We start from the raw sequence: 14734 nt of genomic DNA, 5'->3' as shown, positions 1-14734 counted from the left end.
AGCGCGATCCTGCTGCAAGAACCGCTAGCGCCATTCCCAAGGGCAGGTGAATTCGCCCAGGCGGGCCTTTACGGCGGCCTCGTCCGTGCCGGGGCCGCGGGCCAGCCGCGCCACAAGGCCGCGCTTCTTGTCTTCGGCCACCTCGGCCACGCTGGCACCGGTGCCGTCAAGCGCCGCGTCATAGATGCGCGTGATGGCCAGGCGGCGCAGGTCGGGCTTGAAGATTTTGCCCACCGCCGTCTTGGGCAGCTCGGGCAGGATTTCGACATGCTTGGGAATGGCGGCGCGTTCGTGGATATGGTTTCTGGCATGGTCCAGCAGTTCGCCTTCGGTCGCCGAGGCGCCGGCGACCAGTTCCACATAGACGCAGGGCAGTTCGCCCGCGAAGCTGTCGGGCTGTCCGATGGCGCCGGCAAAGGCCACGGCGGGATGGGACAGCATCGCCTCCTCGATCTCGGCGGGATCGATGTTGTGGCCGCCGCGGATAATCAGATCCTTGGCGCGGCCCGTGATCCACAGATACCCGTCCCCGTCCAGCCTTCCCAGGTCGCCGGTGCGCAGATAAAGGTCGTCGGTGAACAGCGTGTGGTTCTTGTCGGCCTCGGTATAGGTCGATCCGGGAAAGACGCCCGGATTGGCCACGCAGATCTCGCCAACCTCGTCGATGGCGCATTCGTGGACGCGGCCTGCATCGTCGTGGTTGAGGATGCGCACCTGGGTATAGGGCAGGGGGATGCCGACCGACCCCACCTTTTTGCGTCCGGCGACCGGGTTGCAACTGACCAGGCAGGTCGCTTCGGTCAGGCCGTATCCTTCGGCGATCTCGACCCCCGTCGCGGATTTGAAACGGTTGTAAAGCTCGACCGGCAAGGGCGCCGACCCCGAGATCGCCGTTTTCAGCGAACTGACATCGGCGTTGACCGGGCGCTGCATCAGCGCGGAAATCGCGGTCGGAACGGAAATCAGGAACGTGGCCTGCCAGCGTTCGATCAGTTTCCAGAAATTGTCGAAGACGCCATCGCCCCGGTATCCGGCCGGGGTGGGCATCACGACATGGGCGCCGGATGCGATGCAGGACATCAGAACCGGATAGGCCGCAAAGACGTGGAACATCGGCAGCGGGCACATCAGCACGTCGGTTTCGTCGAACAGCAGCGTTCCCCCAAGCCAGCCATTGTAGATCATGCCGGAATACTTGTGCTGCGCGACCTTGGGCGTGCCAGTGGTGCCGCCGGTGTGGAAATAGGCGGCGACGCGATCGCGCTGCACATCCTCGAAATCCAGCCGCGTGTGTTTTTCGGCACTGGTCGCGGCCTCGAAGTTCACGACCTTGGCCTTGTGGCGGCGCTTCACGCGGGGGCGGATCAGGGGGACGATGTAACGCTTGATTCCGCGCAGGTGGCGGTTCAGGTCCACCTCGATCACATGGGTCACGCCGGGGGCCAAGGCCACGGCCTCGGCCGCCTTTTGCGCCACGTCGGTTTTCGGAAAGGCTCGCAGCGTCACCAGCACCTTTGCGCGGGTTTCGCGCAGGATGCCCGCGATCTGCTGGGCATCCAGCAGGGGGTTGATCGGATTGACGATCCCCGCCGTCGCACCCGCCAGAAGGACAACGGGGGTCTCGATGCTGTTGGGCAGCAGATAGGCCACGGTGTCGTCCGGGCCGACACCCAGCTTGCGAAACAGGTTGGCGGTTTCGGTCACGCGTTCCAGCACGTCGCGCCAGGTCAGGGTCGTCGCGTGATCCTTGGGACCGGACAAAAGCTGAAAGCTGATCGCGGGCCGGTCGGGAAACCGTTCGGCGGTCTGCGTCAGAAAGCCGTAAAGCGTGACGGCAAGCCCGCGCGCCTCATAGGGCATTTCAGCCTCCAGGGCATTGCGGTCGTCATAGCCGATGAATCGCGTCATCTGTCCCCCTCCCAGGGACCACCCTCCTGATCCCGTTCGCAATCACAATGAGCCAACCACAGGAAAAGGGGCAAGTGCCCTGGCGGGGACAGGTCCACGAGACGCGGCGTCAGGGGGCACCCGACGCCACGTCAGCATGTCATTCCTGCGGGATACGCAGCGTCTGGCCGGGATAGATGCTGTCGGGATCCTTCAGCATCGGCCGGTTGGCCTCGAAGATGGCATTGTATTTGTTCGCATTGCCCAGATAAGCCTTGGCGATGGCGGACAGGGTTTCGCCTTTCTTGACGGTGTGGAACACGGGGGCCTTTCCGGCCTCGGCCCCGGCATCGGGCAGGTCGGCCTCGACCTTGGCGATGCCTTCGATGTTGCCCAAGGCGAGAATCAGCTTTTCCAGCGTTTCGCGATCCGCGCCCTTGTCCTGAATCGTCACGGTATCCCCGCGCAAGGTCAGATGCACGTCGTCCCTGTCCAGGTTCAACGCCTTCAGCTCGGCCTTGAGCGCGGCAACCTTGCGGGCCGTGTCGGGATCCTGGGCGGGCTTTGGCGCATCGGGCGCAGTCTGGCCCTGCGGCGCAGCGGCGGGTTTGGGCTGGGCGGCCTCGGCCTTGCCGAAAACCGATTTTCCCGCGTCCTTCACGAAATCCCAGATAGCCATTGCAGCGTCCTTTCCCATGGTTTCAACGCGATGTGACGAAAAACGCCGCGTCACGGCATGCGTTCCCTCTGGCACGTCCGGTTTCGATCCGATATGACAACCCGGCATTGTCATTTTATTTACGTTTTCACCCGTAGGATGCAAAAGCCTCAACGTGGGAAACGGAAATGATGTCCTTGACACGATTTTCAGGCGTGGCCCTGTGCTGCGGCATCCTTGCCGGATGCGCCCAACCCCCGGCCGGGGTCAGCGCCAAGGCCGACCCTTACGCGGTGCAGGTATCGGGACCGGGCGATGCGACCTGCATGACGACATCGACCGGCCAGAACCGCGATGCCGCCAACGCGACCAATGCGGTGCGCAGCGGCGCGGGCCTGCCGCCGGTGCGTCCTGATCCGGTCCTGGCGCGGGTCGCGGCCCAGCACGCCTGTGACATGGCCAAGCGGGGCCGCATGACCCACAAGGGCAGCGCGACGGCCGGTCCCGGTCCGCGCGTCAAGGCGGCGGGCTATGCGCCGATGGTGACGGCGGAAAACATCGCGGCCGGGCCGTTTTCTCAGGAACGCGTGCTGGCGGAATGGGACGCCTCGGAAGGGCACCGGGCCAACATGCTGATCCCGCAGGTGCGCGATTACGGCATCGGCCAGGCGATCGGACCGGACGGGCGCACCCGGTTCTGGGCAGCAGTCTATGCCGCGCCGAAATGATCAGGCGGGTTCCGGCATGGGTGCCATGTCGGTGAACTGCATCCGCGCCAGCCGGGCATAAAGCCCGCCTTCGGCCACCAGGACGTCATGGGTGCCCTGCGCCACGATGCGGCCCCCGTCGAAGACCACGATGCGGTCGGCCTTTTTCACCGTGGCCAGCCGATGGGCCACGACGACCGTGGTGCGGCCTTCGGACAGCCGGGCGACAGCGGCCTGGACCAGGGATTCGGATTCGGCGTCCAGGGCGCTTGTCGCCTCGTCCAGCAGCAGAACGGGGGCGTCGCGCAGAATCGCGCGGGCGATCGCGATGCGCTGGCGCTGCCCGCCCGACAGCATTACCCCGCGTTCGCCCAGCGGGGTATCGTACCCCTGCGGCAGGGCGCCGATGAAATCGTGGGCATGGGCGGCGCGGGCGGCGGCCTGAACCTCGACCGGGCTTGCGTCGGGGCGGCCCAGGCGGATGTTGTCCAGGGCCGAGGCGGCGAAGATCACCGGATCCTGGGGGACAAGCGCGATGGCCTGGCGGAAATCGTCGCGGCGCATGGCGCGCAGGTCGATGTCGTCCAGCATGACCTGTCCCGCGGCCGGATCCCAGAACCGCTGGATCAACTGGATCACTGTGGTCTTGCCCGCCCCGGACGGTCCCACCAGGGCGACCGTCTCGCCCGGCCGGATGGTCAGGTCGATCCCCTCCAGGGCCGAGACATCGGGCCGCGTCGGGTAACGAAAGGCGACGCCGCGCAGGGCGATTTGGCCGCGAACCGGCCGTGGCAGGGCGATGGGCAGCGCCGGGTCGGTCAGCGCGTCCTCGGCCGCCAGCAGTTCGCCGAGGCGTTCGGTCGCGCCGGCCGCGCGCTGCACTTCGCCCCAGATTTCCGACAAGGCCCCGGTCGAGCTGGCGACCAGGATCGCATAGATCACGAACTGCACCAGTTGACCGGCCGTCATCGCGCCGGTGCGCACGTCGCGCGCGCCGATCCACAAAACGCCGATCACGCCCGCGAAGATCAGGAAGATCACGATGGCGGTCATCAGCGCCCGCGTGCGGATGCGGGTCAGCGCCACATCGAAGGATCGTTCGGTCACGTCGTCGAACCGGGCGATGCTGCGGGATTCATGGGTGAAGGCCTGCACGGTCTGCGCGGCAAGTAGGGTTTCGGACGCCGCGCCAGAGGATGCCGCGATCCAGTCCTGGCCCACGCGCGACAGGCCGCGCAACCGGCGGCCCAGCACGATGATCGGCACCAGGATCGCGGGCACGATCAGCAGCACCAGCCCCATCAGCTTGACCGAGGTAAAGGCCAGCATCGCCAGCCCCCCCGACAGGATCAGCATGTTGCGCAGCGCGATGGACAGCGACGACCCGATCACGGACTGGATCAGGGTGGTGTCGGTGGTGATGCGTGACAGGATCTCTCCGGTCATCACGCGTTCGAAAAAGGCGGGGGACAGGGTGACGACGCGGGCAAAGACCGCCTTGCGGATGTCGGCCACCACGCGTTCGCCCAGACGCGTGACGAAGTAGTACCGCGCCGCCGTCCCCAGGGCCAAGGCCGCCACGATGACCAGGGCCGCGCCGAAATATTCGTCCAGCAGGCCCGCGCCGTCGTCGAAATTGTCCACGACCCGGCGCACCGCCAAGGGCAGGATCAGACTGATGGCGCTTGTCGCCGCCAGCGCGATCAGCGCCAGCGCCATCTGCGCGCGATAGGGCCGCACGAACGGCCACAGCGCCCGCAGCGCCCCCACGCGCTTGCTGGTGGGCCGGTCGGTGGTGATCGTCGTGCCGCGTGCCATGTCTGCCCTTGCCGGTGGATGTGCCGAACCGGGTTTAGGTGCTGGCGGGGTTCAGGACAAGCGCGGGGCGGCCGGGACCAGGCGCCCGTCGGCCATCTGTTCGGCGATCCTGTCCACGGCACGGGCCAGCCTTTCGTCGATGACGTGCAGATATTGCGTCCAGTCCGACAGGTGCTGCAACTCGGCCGTGCCGTCCGAAATGCCGCGCAGCCCGATCAGAGGGACGCCGAAATGCTGCGCCGCGCGCAGATGGGCGAATGTTTCCATGTCCACCATGTCCTCGGCAATCGCGTCATAGGCCGGGCCGCTGACGATGTTGCCCCCGGTGGACAGGGTCGCCGCCGCGATCCCGTCGATCCGGTGGGGCAGATCGACGCGGGCGGGCAAATCCAGCAGCGGCGTGCGGCCCTTTTCGAACCCCAGGGGCGATGCGTCCATGTCGCGATAGGCGACCGCCGAAACCTGATACACCTCGGCCTGTTCCAGACGCGCGGAACCGGCCGATCCCAGGGACACGATCAGCCGGGGCAGGTCGCGCATTCCCGCCAGGGCGGCGGTCAGTTGCACCGCGCCCTCGACCGGGCCGATGCCGGTGATGAGGGGGTCGATGCGGGCGCGCAGGGCAGGGCCGTATTCGGGCCGGGCGGCCATCACGAACAGCACGGGAATGTCCGCGATCAGAGTCGGGGTCTTGGGTGGCATGGGCTTTCCTGTCGATTGCCGGTGCAGGGGTGGCACGGGCTGCGGCGCGGGGTCAAGCACTGGACCCTTGCGGGCTGGCGCCCATCCGTGGCAAGGGCGCGCCATGGGCAAGGTCAGCGATCTTTATCGGCAGCGCGTGGCGGACGGGCGGATCCGGCCCGATCCGGCGCAGCAATCCATGCTGCCGCATCTGGACCGGGTGCTGGACGACATCGCCGTCGCGCCGGCGCCGGAAAAGCGGTCGGCCTGGCGTGCCTTCCTGGGCGTGGGCAGCCCGCCGCCCGCCCCGGCGGCCCGCGGGCTTTACCTGTGGGGCGGGGTCGGGCGCGGCAAGTCCATGCTGATGGACCTGATGGCCGAGGCCGCCACCGTGCCCGCGCGCCGCGTGCATTTCCATGAATTCATGCAGGAAATCCAGGCCGGGCTGAACCGCGCCCGGCAGCGGGGCGACCAGGACACCGTGCGCCCCGTGGCCTTGGAGGTCGCGGCACAGGTCCGGCTGCTGTGTTTCGATGAAATGCAGATCACCGACATCGCCGACGCGATGATCGTGGGGCGGCTGTTCCAGGTGCTGCTGGAACAGGGCGTGGTCATCGTCACGACATCGAACCGGGTGCCCGAGGATCTGTACAAGCACGGCCTGAACCGGCAATTGTTCCTGCCCTTCATCGACCTGATCCGGCAGCGGATGGAGGTGGTGTGCCTGGACAGCCAGACCGACCACCGGCAGGGCCGCACGGCGGGCGGGCAGGTCTGGTTCTGCCCCGCCGACGCGGCGGCCAGAACGGCGATGGATGGGATCTGGGACGAACTGACGCAAGGCGCGGCGGTCGCGCCCCAGCGGATCGCGGTCGGCGGGCGCAGCTTCGATCTGCCGCAGGTCGCGGCGGGCGTCGGCCGGACGGGGTTCTGGGATCTGTGCGGCACGCCGCTGGGCCCGGCCGATTACCTGGCTCTGTCGCGCGCGGTGAAGGTGCTGATGATCGACGCCATCCCGCGCCTGTCGGCATCGAATTACAACGAGGCCAAGCGGTTCGTCACCCTGATCGACGCGCTTTACGAGGCCAGGGTGCGGCTGGTCGCCAGCGCCGCCGACCAGCCCGAACAGCTTTACAACGAAGGCGAGGGCAGCTTCGAATTCGAGCGCACCGCCAGCCGATTGCGGGAAATGCAGGACGCCGACTGGGGGCGGTGAACCTGACCCTCAGCCGTTCTCGCGCAGCACCCGGCCTGCCAGATACAGCGATCCGCAGATCAGGATCCGGGCCGTGGGATCGCGGCGGGCGATCCCCGCGATGGCGGTTCCCGCATCCGGCGCGGTCATGGCGATCATGCCGACGCTGCCCGCCACCCCGGCGGTGGTTTCGGCGGGCAGGGTATTCGCCTCGCCCGGAATGTCGATGGCGGTCAGGCTGGATGCATGGGCGGCCAGGGGACGCAGATAGCCCGCCACGTCCTTGGTGTTCAGCATCCCGCAGACCAGATGCGTCGGGCGCGGCGGCATGGCGGCCAGGGTCGCGGCCAGGGCCTCGCCCCCCGCCGGGTTGTGGCCGCCGTCCAGCCACAGTTCCGCCCCCGCACCTGCCAGATCGACCAGCGGGCCGTGGCGAAGGCGCTGCATCCGGGCGGGCCATTCGGCCTGCGTCACCGCCGCGCGGGCCTGGGCCTCGGATGCGCCCAGATGACGCAGCGCGGCCAGCGCCGTGCCCGCATTCTGAATCTGGTGCGGGCCGATCAGGGTTGGCAGCGGCAAATCCCACAGGCCATGGTCGTCCTGATAGATCATGCCGCCCCTGTCGCGCGCGATCATCCAGTGCTGGCCGTGGGCCAGAACCGGCGCCGTCAGGCCCGACGCCTTGGCCTCGATCACGCGCAGGGCCTCGTCGTCCTGCGGGCCGACGATCACCGGCACGCCGCGTTTGATGATGCCCGCCTTTTCGGCGGCGATCAGCGGCAGCGTGTCGCCCAGATACTGCGTGTGATCGATGCTGACCGGGGTGATGACCGTGAGGCGCGGCGTGTCGATGACATTGGTTGCGTCCAGCCTGCCGCCAAGGCCCACCTCCAGCAACGTGTAATCGGCGGGGGTCCGGGAAAAGGCCAGAAAGGCGGCGGCCGTGGTGATCTCGAAGAAGGTGATCGGCTGGCCGCCGTTGGCGGCCTCGCATTCCTCCAGCGCGGCGGCAAGGTCGGTTTCGGCGATCAGATCGCCCGCCAGGCGGATGCGTTCGTGGAACCGCGCCAGATGCGGCGAGGTATAGGCATGGATCCGCGCGCCGCCTGCCTGCAACCCTGCGCGGATCATCGCCTGGGTGCTGCCCTTGCCGTTGGTGCCCGCGATATGGATCACCGCGGGAATGCGGCGTTCCGGGTTGCCGAGGGCCGCCAGCAGGCGCTGCATCCGGTCCAGCGACAGGTCGATGACCTTGGGGTGCAGCGACATCAGGCGGTCGAGGATGGCATCGGAATGGTTCATGGCGGATCACGCCGGGGGTCTCGGACCCCCGGACCCCCGAGGATATTTGGATGAAGAAGACGCCTATTCGGCCTGGGCAGGTTCGGGCTGGGCGGGTTCGGGCTGGGCTGGCTGGACGACGGGGGCGGGCAGGTCGGCGCGTGTTGGCGCGGACAGGCCCCCAAGCAGGCGCAGGATCGAGATCAGTTCATCGCGCAACCGCTTGCGGTGCGTCACCCGGTCCAGCATTCCGTGTTCCAGCAGGTATTCGGCGCGCTGAAACCCCTCGGGCAGCTTTTCGCGGATGGTCTGTTCGATGACGCGCGGACCGGCAAAGCAGATCAGCGCGTTGGGTTCGGCGATCTGGATGTCGCCCAGCATCGCATAGCTGGCGGTGACGCCGCCCGTGGTCGGATGGGTCAGCACGACGATATAGGGCAGGCCCGCCTCGCGCAGCATCTCGACCGCGACGGTGGTGCGGGGCATCTGCATCAGGGACAGGATGCCTTCCTGCATCCGCGCGCCGCCGGCGGCGGAGAACAGCACCAGCGGGCGTTTCGTCCTGACCGCGCGTTCGGCGGCGGCGATGATGGCGTTGCCCACATACATGCCCATCGACCCGCCCATGAAGCTGAAGTCCTGGGCGGCGGCAACGATGGGGGTGCGACCGATGTCCCCTTCGGCCACCAGCATAGCTTCCTTTTCGCCGGTGGCCTTCTGGGCGGCCTTCATCCGGTCGGGGTATTTCTTCTGGTCGCGGAATCCCAAGGGATCGGCGACGGGTTCGGGCACCTTGACCTCGAGGAAGGCGCCGCCGTCGAACAGCGCGGCAAAGCGGTCGCGCGGGCTGATCGCCAGGTGGTGGTCGCAGTTCGTGCAGACGTTCAGGTTGTCGGACAGCTCGCGGTGGAACAGCATCGTTCCGCATTCCGGGCATTTCGTCCACAGGTTCTCGGGCACCTCGCGGCGCGAGAACAGCGAATTGATGCGCGGGCGGACATAGTTGGTGATCCAGTTCATGCGCGGCGGCCCTTGGCTGTTTTCAGGCCCCCGAGATAGGCCGCGACGGGGGGAATTGCAATTGCCGCGGCGGGCGGGAATGATGCGCGGCATGTGGGCCTCGTTCCTTGTCATGCTGCATACGACGGTCACATTGGCCCTGATCGCGCGCGTCCTGATCCGCCCGCGGCTGGACCCTTCGGTGCGTCTGGCCTGGATCATGGTCATCGAGGCGCTGCCCGTGGTGGGCATCCTGGCCTATGTCCTGTTCGGAGAGGTCCGGCTGAACCAGGCCGAGGTGCAGCGCATGGCCGACGTGCGCGACCGGCTGACAAACCTGCGCATTCCGAACCCGCTGGTCATCGCGGAACCGCCGCATTACGCGCTGCCGGTGGTCGCGGCGAACGCGGCGGTGGGCGGAATGTCGGCCCTGACCGGCAACCGCATCCGCCTGCTGGAGGAAAGCGACGAGGCCATCGACCGGCTGATCGACGCCATCGACCGGGCGCGCGATCATGTCCACGTCCTGTTCTATATCTGGCTGCCTGATCGGTCCGGCCAGAAGGTCGCCGAGGCCGTGGCCCGCGCCGCCGGCCGGGGCGTCGAGTGCCGGGTGATCGTCGATGCCCTGGGATCGCGGCTGCTGGTCCGGTCGCCCTTGTGGACACAGATGCAGGACGCGGGCGCCGAATGCGTGACGGCCTTTCCCTGGGGTCTGCCCTTCGTCAGCATCCTGTTCCGCAGGCTGGATCTGCGCAACCACCGCAAGATCCTGGTCGTGGACAACGACATTGCCTTTTCCGGCAGCCGCAACTGCGCCGACATGGCATTCGCGATCAAGCCCCGCTTCGCCCCCTGGGTCGATATCCTCATGTCGGTCGAAGGCCCGGTAGTGCGGCAGTTCCAGTCGATCTTTCTGGGCGACTGGATGAGCTATACGGGCAAGGATCTGGGCGACATGCTGTTGCCTGTCGATCCGGCCGCCGATCCGGGCGAGGTGGCGCAGGTCATTCCCACCGGGCCGGACCGGCGCCAGGGATCGATTTCCGACTGCCTGTCGGGAATGCTGCACACCGCGCGCGACCGGGTGACGATCACCACGCCCTATTACGTGCCCGACGCGGCGCTGGACGCGGCGATCCGTGCCGCCGCCCGCCGTGGGGTCGAGGTGACGATGATCCTGCCCGCCCGCAACGATTCCATCGTCGTCGGCGCCACCAGCCAGGGGTTCTATTACGGATTGCTGTCGGCGGGCGCGCGGATCATGCTGTTCCAGGGCGGGCTGCTGCATTCCAAGATCATGACCGTCGACGGCCGCATGGGCATGGTGGGCAGCGCCAACCTGGACCGCCGCAGCTTCGAGTTGAATTACGAGGTCAATATGGCCGTGTTCGACCGTGAATTCGTGGACGAACTGGATGCGCGGCAGGGGACATACATCGAACGGTCGCGCGAGATCACCCTGGAGGAGGTGCGCGGCTGGTCCATCTTGCGCAGGTTGCGCAACAACCTGCTGGCGCTGGCGTCGCCATTGCTGTGAGGGGGAGGCATGGATCGGAACGACATCGCATCGCGGCTGGCAACGCTGAACGGCTGGGATCTGTCTGCGGACGGCGCTGCGATCAGCCGCCGCTTTGAAGTCAGGGGTTTCGCCAAGGCGGTCGAGATGGCGAATCTGGCCGCCTGGCTGGGCAACAAGCTGAACCACCACCCCGACGTCGCCTTCGGCTGGGGCTATTGCCGGGTGACGTTCACCACCCATGACGCGGGCGGCCTGACACCGGCAGATTTCGCTTGCGCAGCCCGGTTGAACGAATTGGTTGCGTGACGCTTGCTCGCCCCAGGGTTGCGGTTTATCCCTGTTCCGGCATGGAACAGGGTAGCGCGGGTGGGGCGACTGCTGGATATCATCGGCTGGAACCGGGATCGCGTCGATTGGGCGCGCCTGGCCGACCGGCAGGATCGCAGGCCGCGCCCGGTCGATCCGGCCCTGCGGGACCGCGCGCAAAGGCTGCATCGGGATGTGTCGCGGTTCCTGCAAGCCTCGGACCCCTGGGCGATGCGCGACCGGGGCGTGTCCCGTGACGATCTGCCCCCCGGCACCGAATGGCACTGGCGCCCCGACCTGCTGCGGGTCGGGATCCACCCCCCCGCCGTTGCCGCGCCCCCCAGCGGCCATCGCTTGGGCAAGGACGCGGCCCTGTGGCACGATTGCCCGCACCGCGCGATGATCGTGCGCCAATCGACCCGGCCGCAGCCGGGGCAGGGGGCGTGCCATCCGGTCGGGATCGAGATCATGGGCTTTGCCGGCAGTTTCCTGTCGCTGGCCCTGGATCTGCCGGCCGAGGCCATCGGCAGGCTTGGTCCCGACCGGATCCTGAATCTGGATATGGCGATGGATGCGGAACGGCCGATCACGGTCTATGCCCGCATCAACCTGCGCCAGGGGCCGAATACGGAAACCATGCTGCGCCAGCTGGGCGAACCGGCGGCGGGCCAGGGTGCGCGGCGGCGGGCCGAGTTCGACCTTGCCTATGCCGGTCTGGCGCATCGCCCCATCGAACGGGCCTGGCTGGACGTGATCCTGGAACAGCCGCGCATGAATGCGGTCGTTCTGCGGGACATGGTGCTGTCCCATCGCGGGCGGGCGCAGGTCTAGCCATGGCGATGCGTTTCGAAAGCCACGGGGTCGCGGCAGGATGCTGGATCGGGGCACTGGCATCGGATACCCCCCCGGCCGGTCTGGTTGTCCTCCATCGCGGGCAGGTGGTGGCACGGGCCGCGCTGCGCGATGCCGGTCCCGGCGTCTGGTTGGTCGCGGCGGATCTTCCGGCAGCCGTCATCGACACCGGCCTGCACGCCCTGCTGCTGGTCGTCAGCGACGGCGACGGGAACCCCGCCGGTCCCGCATCGCAGGTGCTGTCCAGCCTGGCGCTGATCGCGGGCGCTGTCGCGGGCGACGACCTGCTGGCCGAGGTGGCGCAGCTTCGCGCCGAACTGGATCTGCTGAAACGCGAATTCCGCCGCCTTGCCGCGGGTGGCTGAGCCGCCGTCATCGGCCCGTCACGCTTTCTTGCGAAAAGCCCCTGCCGTGTCTATATCGGCCCTTTCGCTTTTGCCCTCAAAGGTTTCGCATGGCCGGACTTCAGACGCCCTTTTACCTGATCGACGCGGCGGCCCTGCGCCGCAACATGGAAAAGGTCGCGCATCTGCGCGAGGCGTCGGGGGCCAGGGCTCTGCTGGCGCTGAAATGCTTTGCCACATGGTCGGTGTTCGACCTGATGCGCGACTATATGGACGGCACCACCTCGTCGTCGCTCTATGAACTGCGGCTGGGGCATGAAACATTCGGCAAGGAAACCCATGCCTATTCGGTGGCCTGGGCGGATCACGAGATCGACGAGGCGGTGGGCTATGCCGACAAGATCATCTTCAACAGCCTGTCCCAGCTTGACCGGTTCGGAGACAAGGCCAGGGGCATCACCACCGGCCTGCGCCTGAACCCGCGCTTTTCCACCAGCGGCTTCGATCTGGCGGATCCGGCGCGGCCCTTCAGCCGCCTGGGCGAATGGGACCGCGACCGGCTGGAATCCGCGATGGACCGCATCAGCGGCGTGATGATCCACTACAACTGCGAGAACCGCGACTTCGACCTGTTCGACAGCCAGCTGACCCGGATCGAGACGGAATTCGGCGACATCCTGAAGCGTCTGGACTGGGTTTCCCTGGGCGGCGGCATCCATTTCACCGGCGAAGGCTATCCCGTCGACAGGCTGGCCGACCGGCTCAAGGCGTTCCAGGACCGTTTCGGGGTGCAGGCCTATCTGGAACCGGGCGAGGCCAGCATCACCGGAACCACCACGCTGGAGGTGAGCGTGCTGGACATCATCGATAACGGCAAAAAGGTCGCTATCGTGGACAGCAGCATCGAGGCGCACATGCTGGATCTGCTGATCTATCGCGAAACCGCCAAGCTGCCGCAGGATGGCGCGCACGAATACCAGATCGCGGGCAAGACCTGCCTTGCGGGCGACATCTTCGGGGACGCGCGGTTCCCGCAGCCGCTGCAAATCGGAGACCGGATCAGCATCGCCGACGCGGCGGGCTATACCATGGTCAAGAAGAACTGGTTCAACGGCGTCGCCATGCCGGCCATCGCGATCCGGGACGACGACGGCACCATTCGCACCGTCCGCGACTTCTCCTATGACGACTACAAATCCAGCCTGTCCTGAGGCACCTCTCTGCAACCCCGGAAAGGATCCGTAATTGCCCAAGAAGAACGTCCTCATCATCGGCGCGGGTGGCGTCGCGCACGTCGTGGCGCACAAGGCGGCGCAATGGGCGGCCGAATTCGGCGACCTGCACATCGCCAACCGCACCCGGTCCAAGGCCGACGCGATCGTCCAGACCCTGCGCGACAAGGGCCACGACATGCCCTTCGCCAGTCACGCCCTGGACGCGATGAACCCCGATGAGGTCGAGGCGCTGATCCGCAAGGTCGATGCGGGCATCGTCATCAACGTCGGCACGGCTTTCATCAACATGACCGTGCTGGAGGGCTGCATCCGCGCGGGCGCCGCCTATATCGACACGGCCATCCATGAGGATCCGGCAAAGATCTGCGAAACGCCGCCCTGGTACGGCAACTACGAATGGAAGCGGCGCGAGGATGTCGAACGGGCCGGGATCACCGCGATCCTGGGCGCGGGTTTCGATCCGGGCGTGGTCAACGCCTATGCCCGGCTGGCCGAAGACGAGTATTTCGACCGGATCGACGGCATCGACATCGTGGACATCAATGCCGGTTCCCATGGCCGGTATTTCGCCACCAACTTCGACCCCGAGATCAACTTCCGCGAATTCACCGGCACGGTCTATTCCTGGCAGGGCGGGGAATGGCGCGAAAACCGGATGTTCGAGGTCGGCCGCGAATGGGATCTGCCCGTCGTGGGCAAGCAGAAGGCCTATCTGTCCGGCCACGACGAGGTCCACAGCCTGTCGGTCCGCTACAAGGACGCCGATGTCCGGTTCTGGATGGGCTTCGGCGATCATTACATCAACGTCTTTACGGTCCTGCAAAATCTGGGCCTGCTGTCCGAACAGCCGGTCCGGACCGCCGAGGGGCAAGAGGTCGTGCCCCTGAAGGTCGTCAAGGCCGTGCTGCCGGACCCCGCCAGCCTTGCCCCCGATTACACCGGCAAGACCTGCATCGGCGATCTGGTCAAAGGCAGCCTGGACGGCAAGGCGGGCGAGGTCTTCCTCTACAATGTCGCCGACCATCGCGAGGCCTTCGAGGATGTCGGCAGCCAGGGCATCAGCTATACCGCGGGCGTGCCCCCGGTCGCGGCGGCGATCCTGGTCGCGCGCGGCACCTGGGACGTGCGCAAGATGGCCAATGTCGAGGATCTGCCTGCCCGCCCCTTCCTTGAACTGCTCGGGGACATGGGCCTGCCCACCCGCGCGATCGACGCGGACGGCGACCACCCGATCTGACCCGCGACCGCT

The 14734-nt window shown here is 67.0% G+C and carries 14 protein-coding genes; 8 read left to right on the top strand and 6 right to left on the bottom strand.

Going from position 1 to position 14734, the window contains the following annotated elements; translation table 11 throughout:
• Positions 1-24 precede the first annotated feature (24 nt).
• Together CHB77_RS06800 and lysM are read right to left on the bottom strand one after the other, a co-directional pair.
• Entirely contained in the window at positions 25-1908 is a 1884-nt protein-coding gene (locus CHB77_RS06800; RefSeq protein WP_089387421.1) for an acyl-CoA synthetase, read from the bottom strand.
• Positions 1909-2047: 139 nt separating this feature from the next.
• Positions 2048-2566, bottom strand: coding sequence for a peptidoglycan-binding protein LysM (lysM, locus tag CHB77_RS06795; protein WP_089387420.1), 519 nt, complete (start codon positions 2564-2566; stop codon positions 2048-2050).
• Positions 2567-2736: 170 nt separating this feature from the next.
• On the opposite strand from lysM, the gene CHB77_RS06790 reads away from it, so the two are divergent.
• Positions 2737-3273, top strand: coding sequence for a CAP domain-containing protein (locus CHB77_RS06790; RefSeq protein ID WP_089387615.1), 537 nt, complete (start codon positions 2737-2739; stop codon positions 3271-3273).
• Here the strand turns inward: CHB77_RS06790 and CHB77_RS06785 are convergent, their stop codons facing one another.
• On the bottom strand, positions 3274-5070 hold the full coding sequence (locus CHB77_RS06785) for an ABC transporter transmembrane domain-containing protein (protein WP_089387419.1): 1797 nt from the start codon (positions 5068-5070) through the stop codon (positions 3274-3276).
• Positions 5071-5121: 51 nt separating this feature from the next.
• The gene (locus CHB77_RS06780) at positions 5122-5772 is read right to left on the bottom strand and encodes a 5'-methylthioadenosine/S-adenosylhomocysteine nucleosidase (RefSeq protein WP_089387418.1); all 651 of its coding nucleotides are present in this window, start codon (positions 5770-5772) and stop codon (positions 5122-5124) included.
• 103 nt (positions 5773-5875) lie between these two features.
• Here CHB77_RS06780 and zapE point away from each other — a divergent pair, with 103 nt between their 5' ends.
• Positions 5876-6967 carry a cell division protein ZapE gene (gene zapE / locus CHB77_RS06775; RefSeq protein ID WP_089387417.1) on the top strand — a complete coding sequence of 364 codons (1092 nt, stop codon included), beginning with the start codon at positions 5876-5878 and terminating at the stop codon, positions 6965-6967.
• 9 nt (positions 6968-6976) lie between these two features.
• On the opposite strand, the gene CHB77_RS06770 is transcribed toward zapE, so the two are convergent.
• Together CHB77_RS06770 and accD are read right to left on the bottom strand one after the other, a co-directional pair.
• The gene (locus CHB77_RS06770; RefSeq protein ID WP_089387416.1) at positions 6977-8248 is read right to left on the bottom strand and encodes a bifunctional folylpolyglutamate synthase/dihydrofolate synthase; all 1272 of its coding nucleotides are present in this window, start codon (positions 8246-8248) and stop codon (positions 6977-6979) included.
• 63 nt (positions 8249-8311) lie between these two features.
• The gene (gene accD, locus CHB77_RS06765) at positions 8312-9247 is read right to left on the bottom strand and encodes an acetyl-CoA carboxylase, carboxyltransferase subunit beta (protein ID WP_089387415.1); all 936 of its coding nucleotides are present in this window, start codon (positions 9245-9247) and stop codon (positions 8312-8314) included.
• A 91-nt stretch (positions 9248-9338) separates the two neighbouring features.
• On the opposite strand from accD, the gene cls reads away from it, so the two are divergent.
• The 6 genes from cls to CHB77_RS06735 all read left to right on the top strand — a co-directional run bounded on the left by cls (position 9339) and on the right by CHB77_RS06735 (position 14722).
• Entirely contained in the window at positions 9339-10766 is a 1428-nt protein-coding gene (gene cls, locus CHB77_RS06760) for a cardiolipin synthase (protein ID WP_089387414.1), read from the top strand.
• A gap of 9 nt (positions 10767-10775) precedes the next feature.
• A complete protein-coding gene (locus tag CHB77_RS06755) occupies positions 10776-11054 on the top strand; it encodes a 4a-hydroxytetrahydrobiopterin dehydratase (protein WP_089387413.1) in 279 nt (92 codons plus the stop codon).
• Positions 11055-11114: 60 nt separating this feature from the next.
• Entirely contained in the window at positions 11115-11885 is a 771-nt protein-coding gene (locus tag CHB77_RS06750; RefSeq protein WP_089387412.1) for a DUF6478 family protein, read from the top strand.
• Between the two features lie 2 nt (positions 11886-11887).
• Positions 11888-12271 (top strand): hypothetical protein, encoded by a 384-nt coding sequence (locus CHB77_RS06745; RefSeq protein ID WP_089387411.1) that lies wholly within the window; start codon positions 11888-11890, stop codon positions 12269-12271.
• Between the two features lie 89 nt (positions 12272-12360).
• Positions 12361-13461: a carboxynorspermidine decarboxylase gene (gene nspC / locus CHB77_RS06740; RefSeq protein WP_089387410.1), complete on the top strand. Its 1101-nt coding sequence runs from the start codon at positions 12361-12363 to the stop codon at positions 13459-13461.
• A 34-nt stretch (positions 13462-13495) separates the two neighbouring features.
• Positions 13496-14722, top strand: coding sequence for a saccharopine dehydrogenase family protein (locus CHB77_RS06735; RefSeq protein ID WP_089387409.1), 1227 nt, complete (start codon positions 13496-13498; stop codon positions 14720-14722).
• Positions 14723-14734: the final 12 nt, after the last annotated feature.

Origin of the sequence: Paracoccus sediminis, from assembly GCF_900188295.1 — a bacterium.
GTDB lineage: Bacteria > Pseudomonadota > Alphaproteobacteria > Rhodobacterales > Rhodobacteraceae > Paracoccus > Paracoccus sediminis.
This window is presented reverse-complemented; position numbering and strand designations above follow the sequence as displayed.

What these genes read in the sequence shown, in the direction of transcription:
- CHB77_RS06800 (WP_089387421.1), bottom strand. Translation starts at nt 1,908, where the DNA reads ATGACGCGATTCATCGGCTATGACGACCGCAATGCCCTGGAGGCTGAA.
- CHB77_RS06780 (WP_089387418.1), bottom strand. Translation starts at nt 5,772, where the DNA reads ATGCCACCCAAGACCCCGACTCTGATCGCGGACATTCCCGTGCTGTTC.
- accD (WP_089387415.1), bottom strand. Translation starts at nt 9,247, where the DNA reads ATGAACTGGATCACCAACTATGTCCGCCCGCGCATCAATTCGCTGTTC.
- CHB77_RS06770 (WP_089387416.1), bottom strand. Translation starts at nt 8,248, where the DNA reads ATGAACCATTCCGATGCCATCCTCGACCGCCTGATGTCGCTGCACCCC.
- zapE (WP_089387417.1), top strand. Translation starts at nt 5,876, where the DNA reads ATGGGCAAGGTCAGCGATCTTTATCGGCAGCGCGTGGCGGACGGGCGG.
- lysM (WP_089387420.1), bottom strand. Translation starts at nt 2,566, where the DNA reads ATGGCTATCTGGGATTTCGTGAAGGACGCGGGAAAATCGGTTTTCGGC.
- nspC (WP_089387410.1), top strand. Translation starts at nt 12,361, where the DNA reads ATGGCCGGACTTCAGACGCCCTTTTACCTGATCGACGCGGCGGCCCTG.
- cls (WP_089387414.1), top strand. Translation starts at nt 9,339, where the DNA reads ATGTGGGCCTCGTTCCTTGTCATGCTGCATACGACGGTCACATTGGCC.
- CHB77_RS06745 (WP_089387411.1), top strand. Translation starts at nt 11,888, where the DNA reads ATGGCGATGCGTTTCGAAAGCCACGGGGTCGCGGCAGGATGCTGGATC.
- CHB77_RS06785 (WP_089387419.1), bottom strand. Translation starts at nt 5,070, where the DNA reads ATGGCACGCGGCACGACGATCACCACCGACCGGCCCACCAGCAAGCGC.
- CHB77_RS06755 (WP_089387413.1), top strand. Translation starts at nt 10,776, where the DNA reads ATGGATCGGAACGACATCGCATCGCGGCTGGCAACGCTGAACGGCTGG.
- CHB77_RS06790 (WP_089387615.1), top strand. Translation starts at nt 2,737, where the DNA reads ATGTCCTTGACACGATTTTCAGGCGTGGCCCTGTGCTGCGGCATCCTT.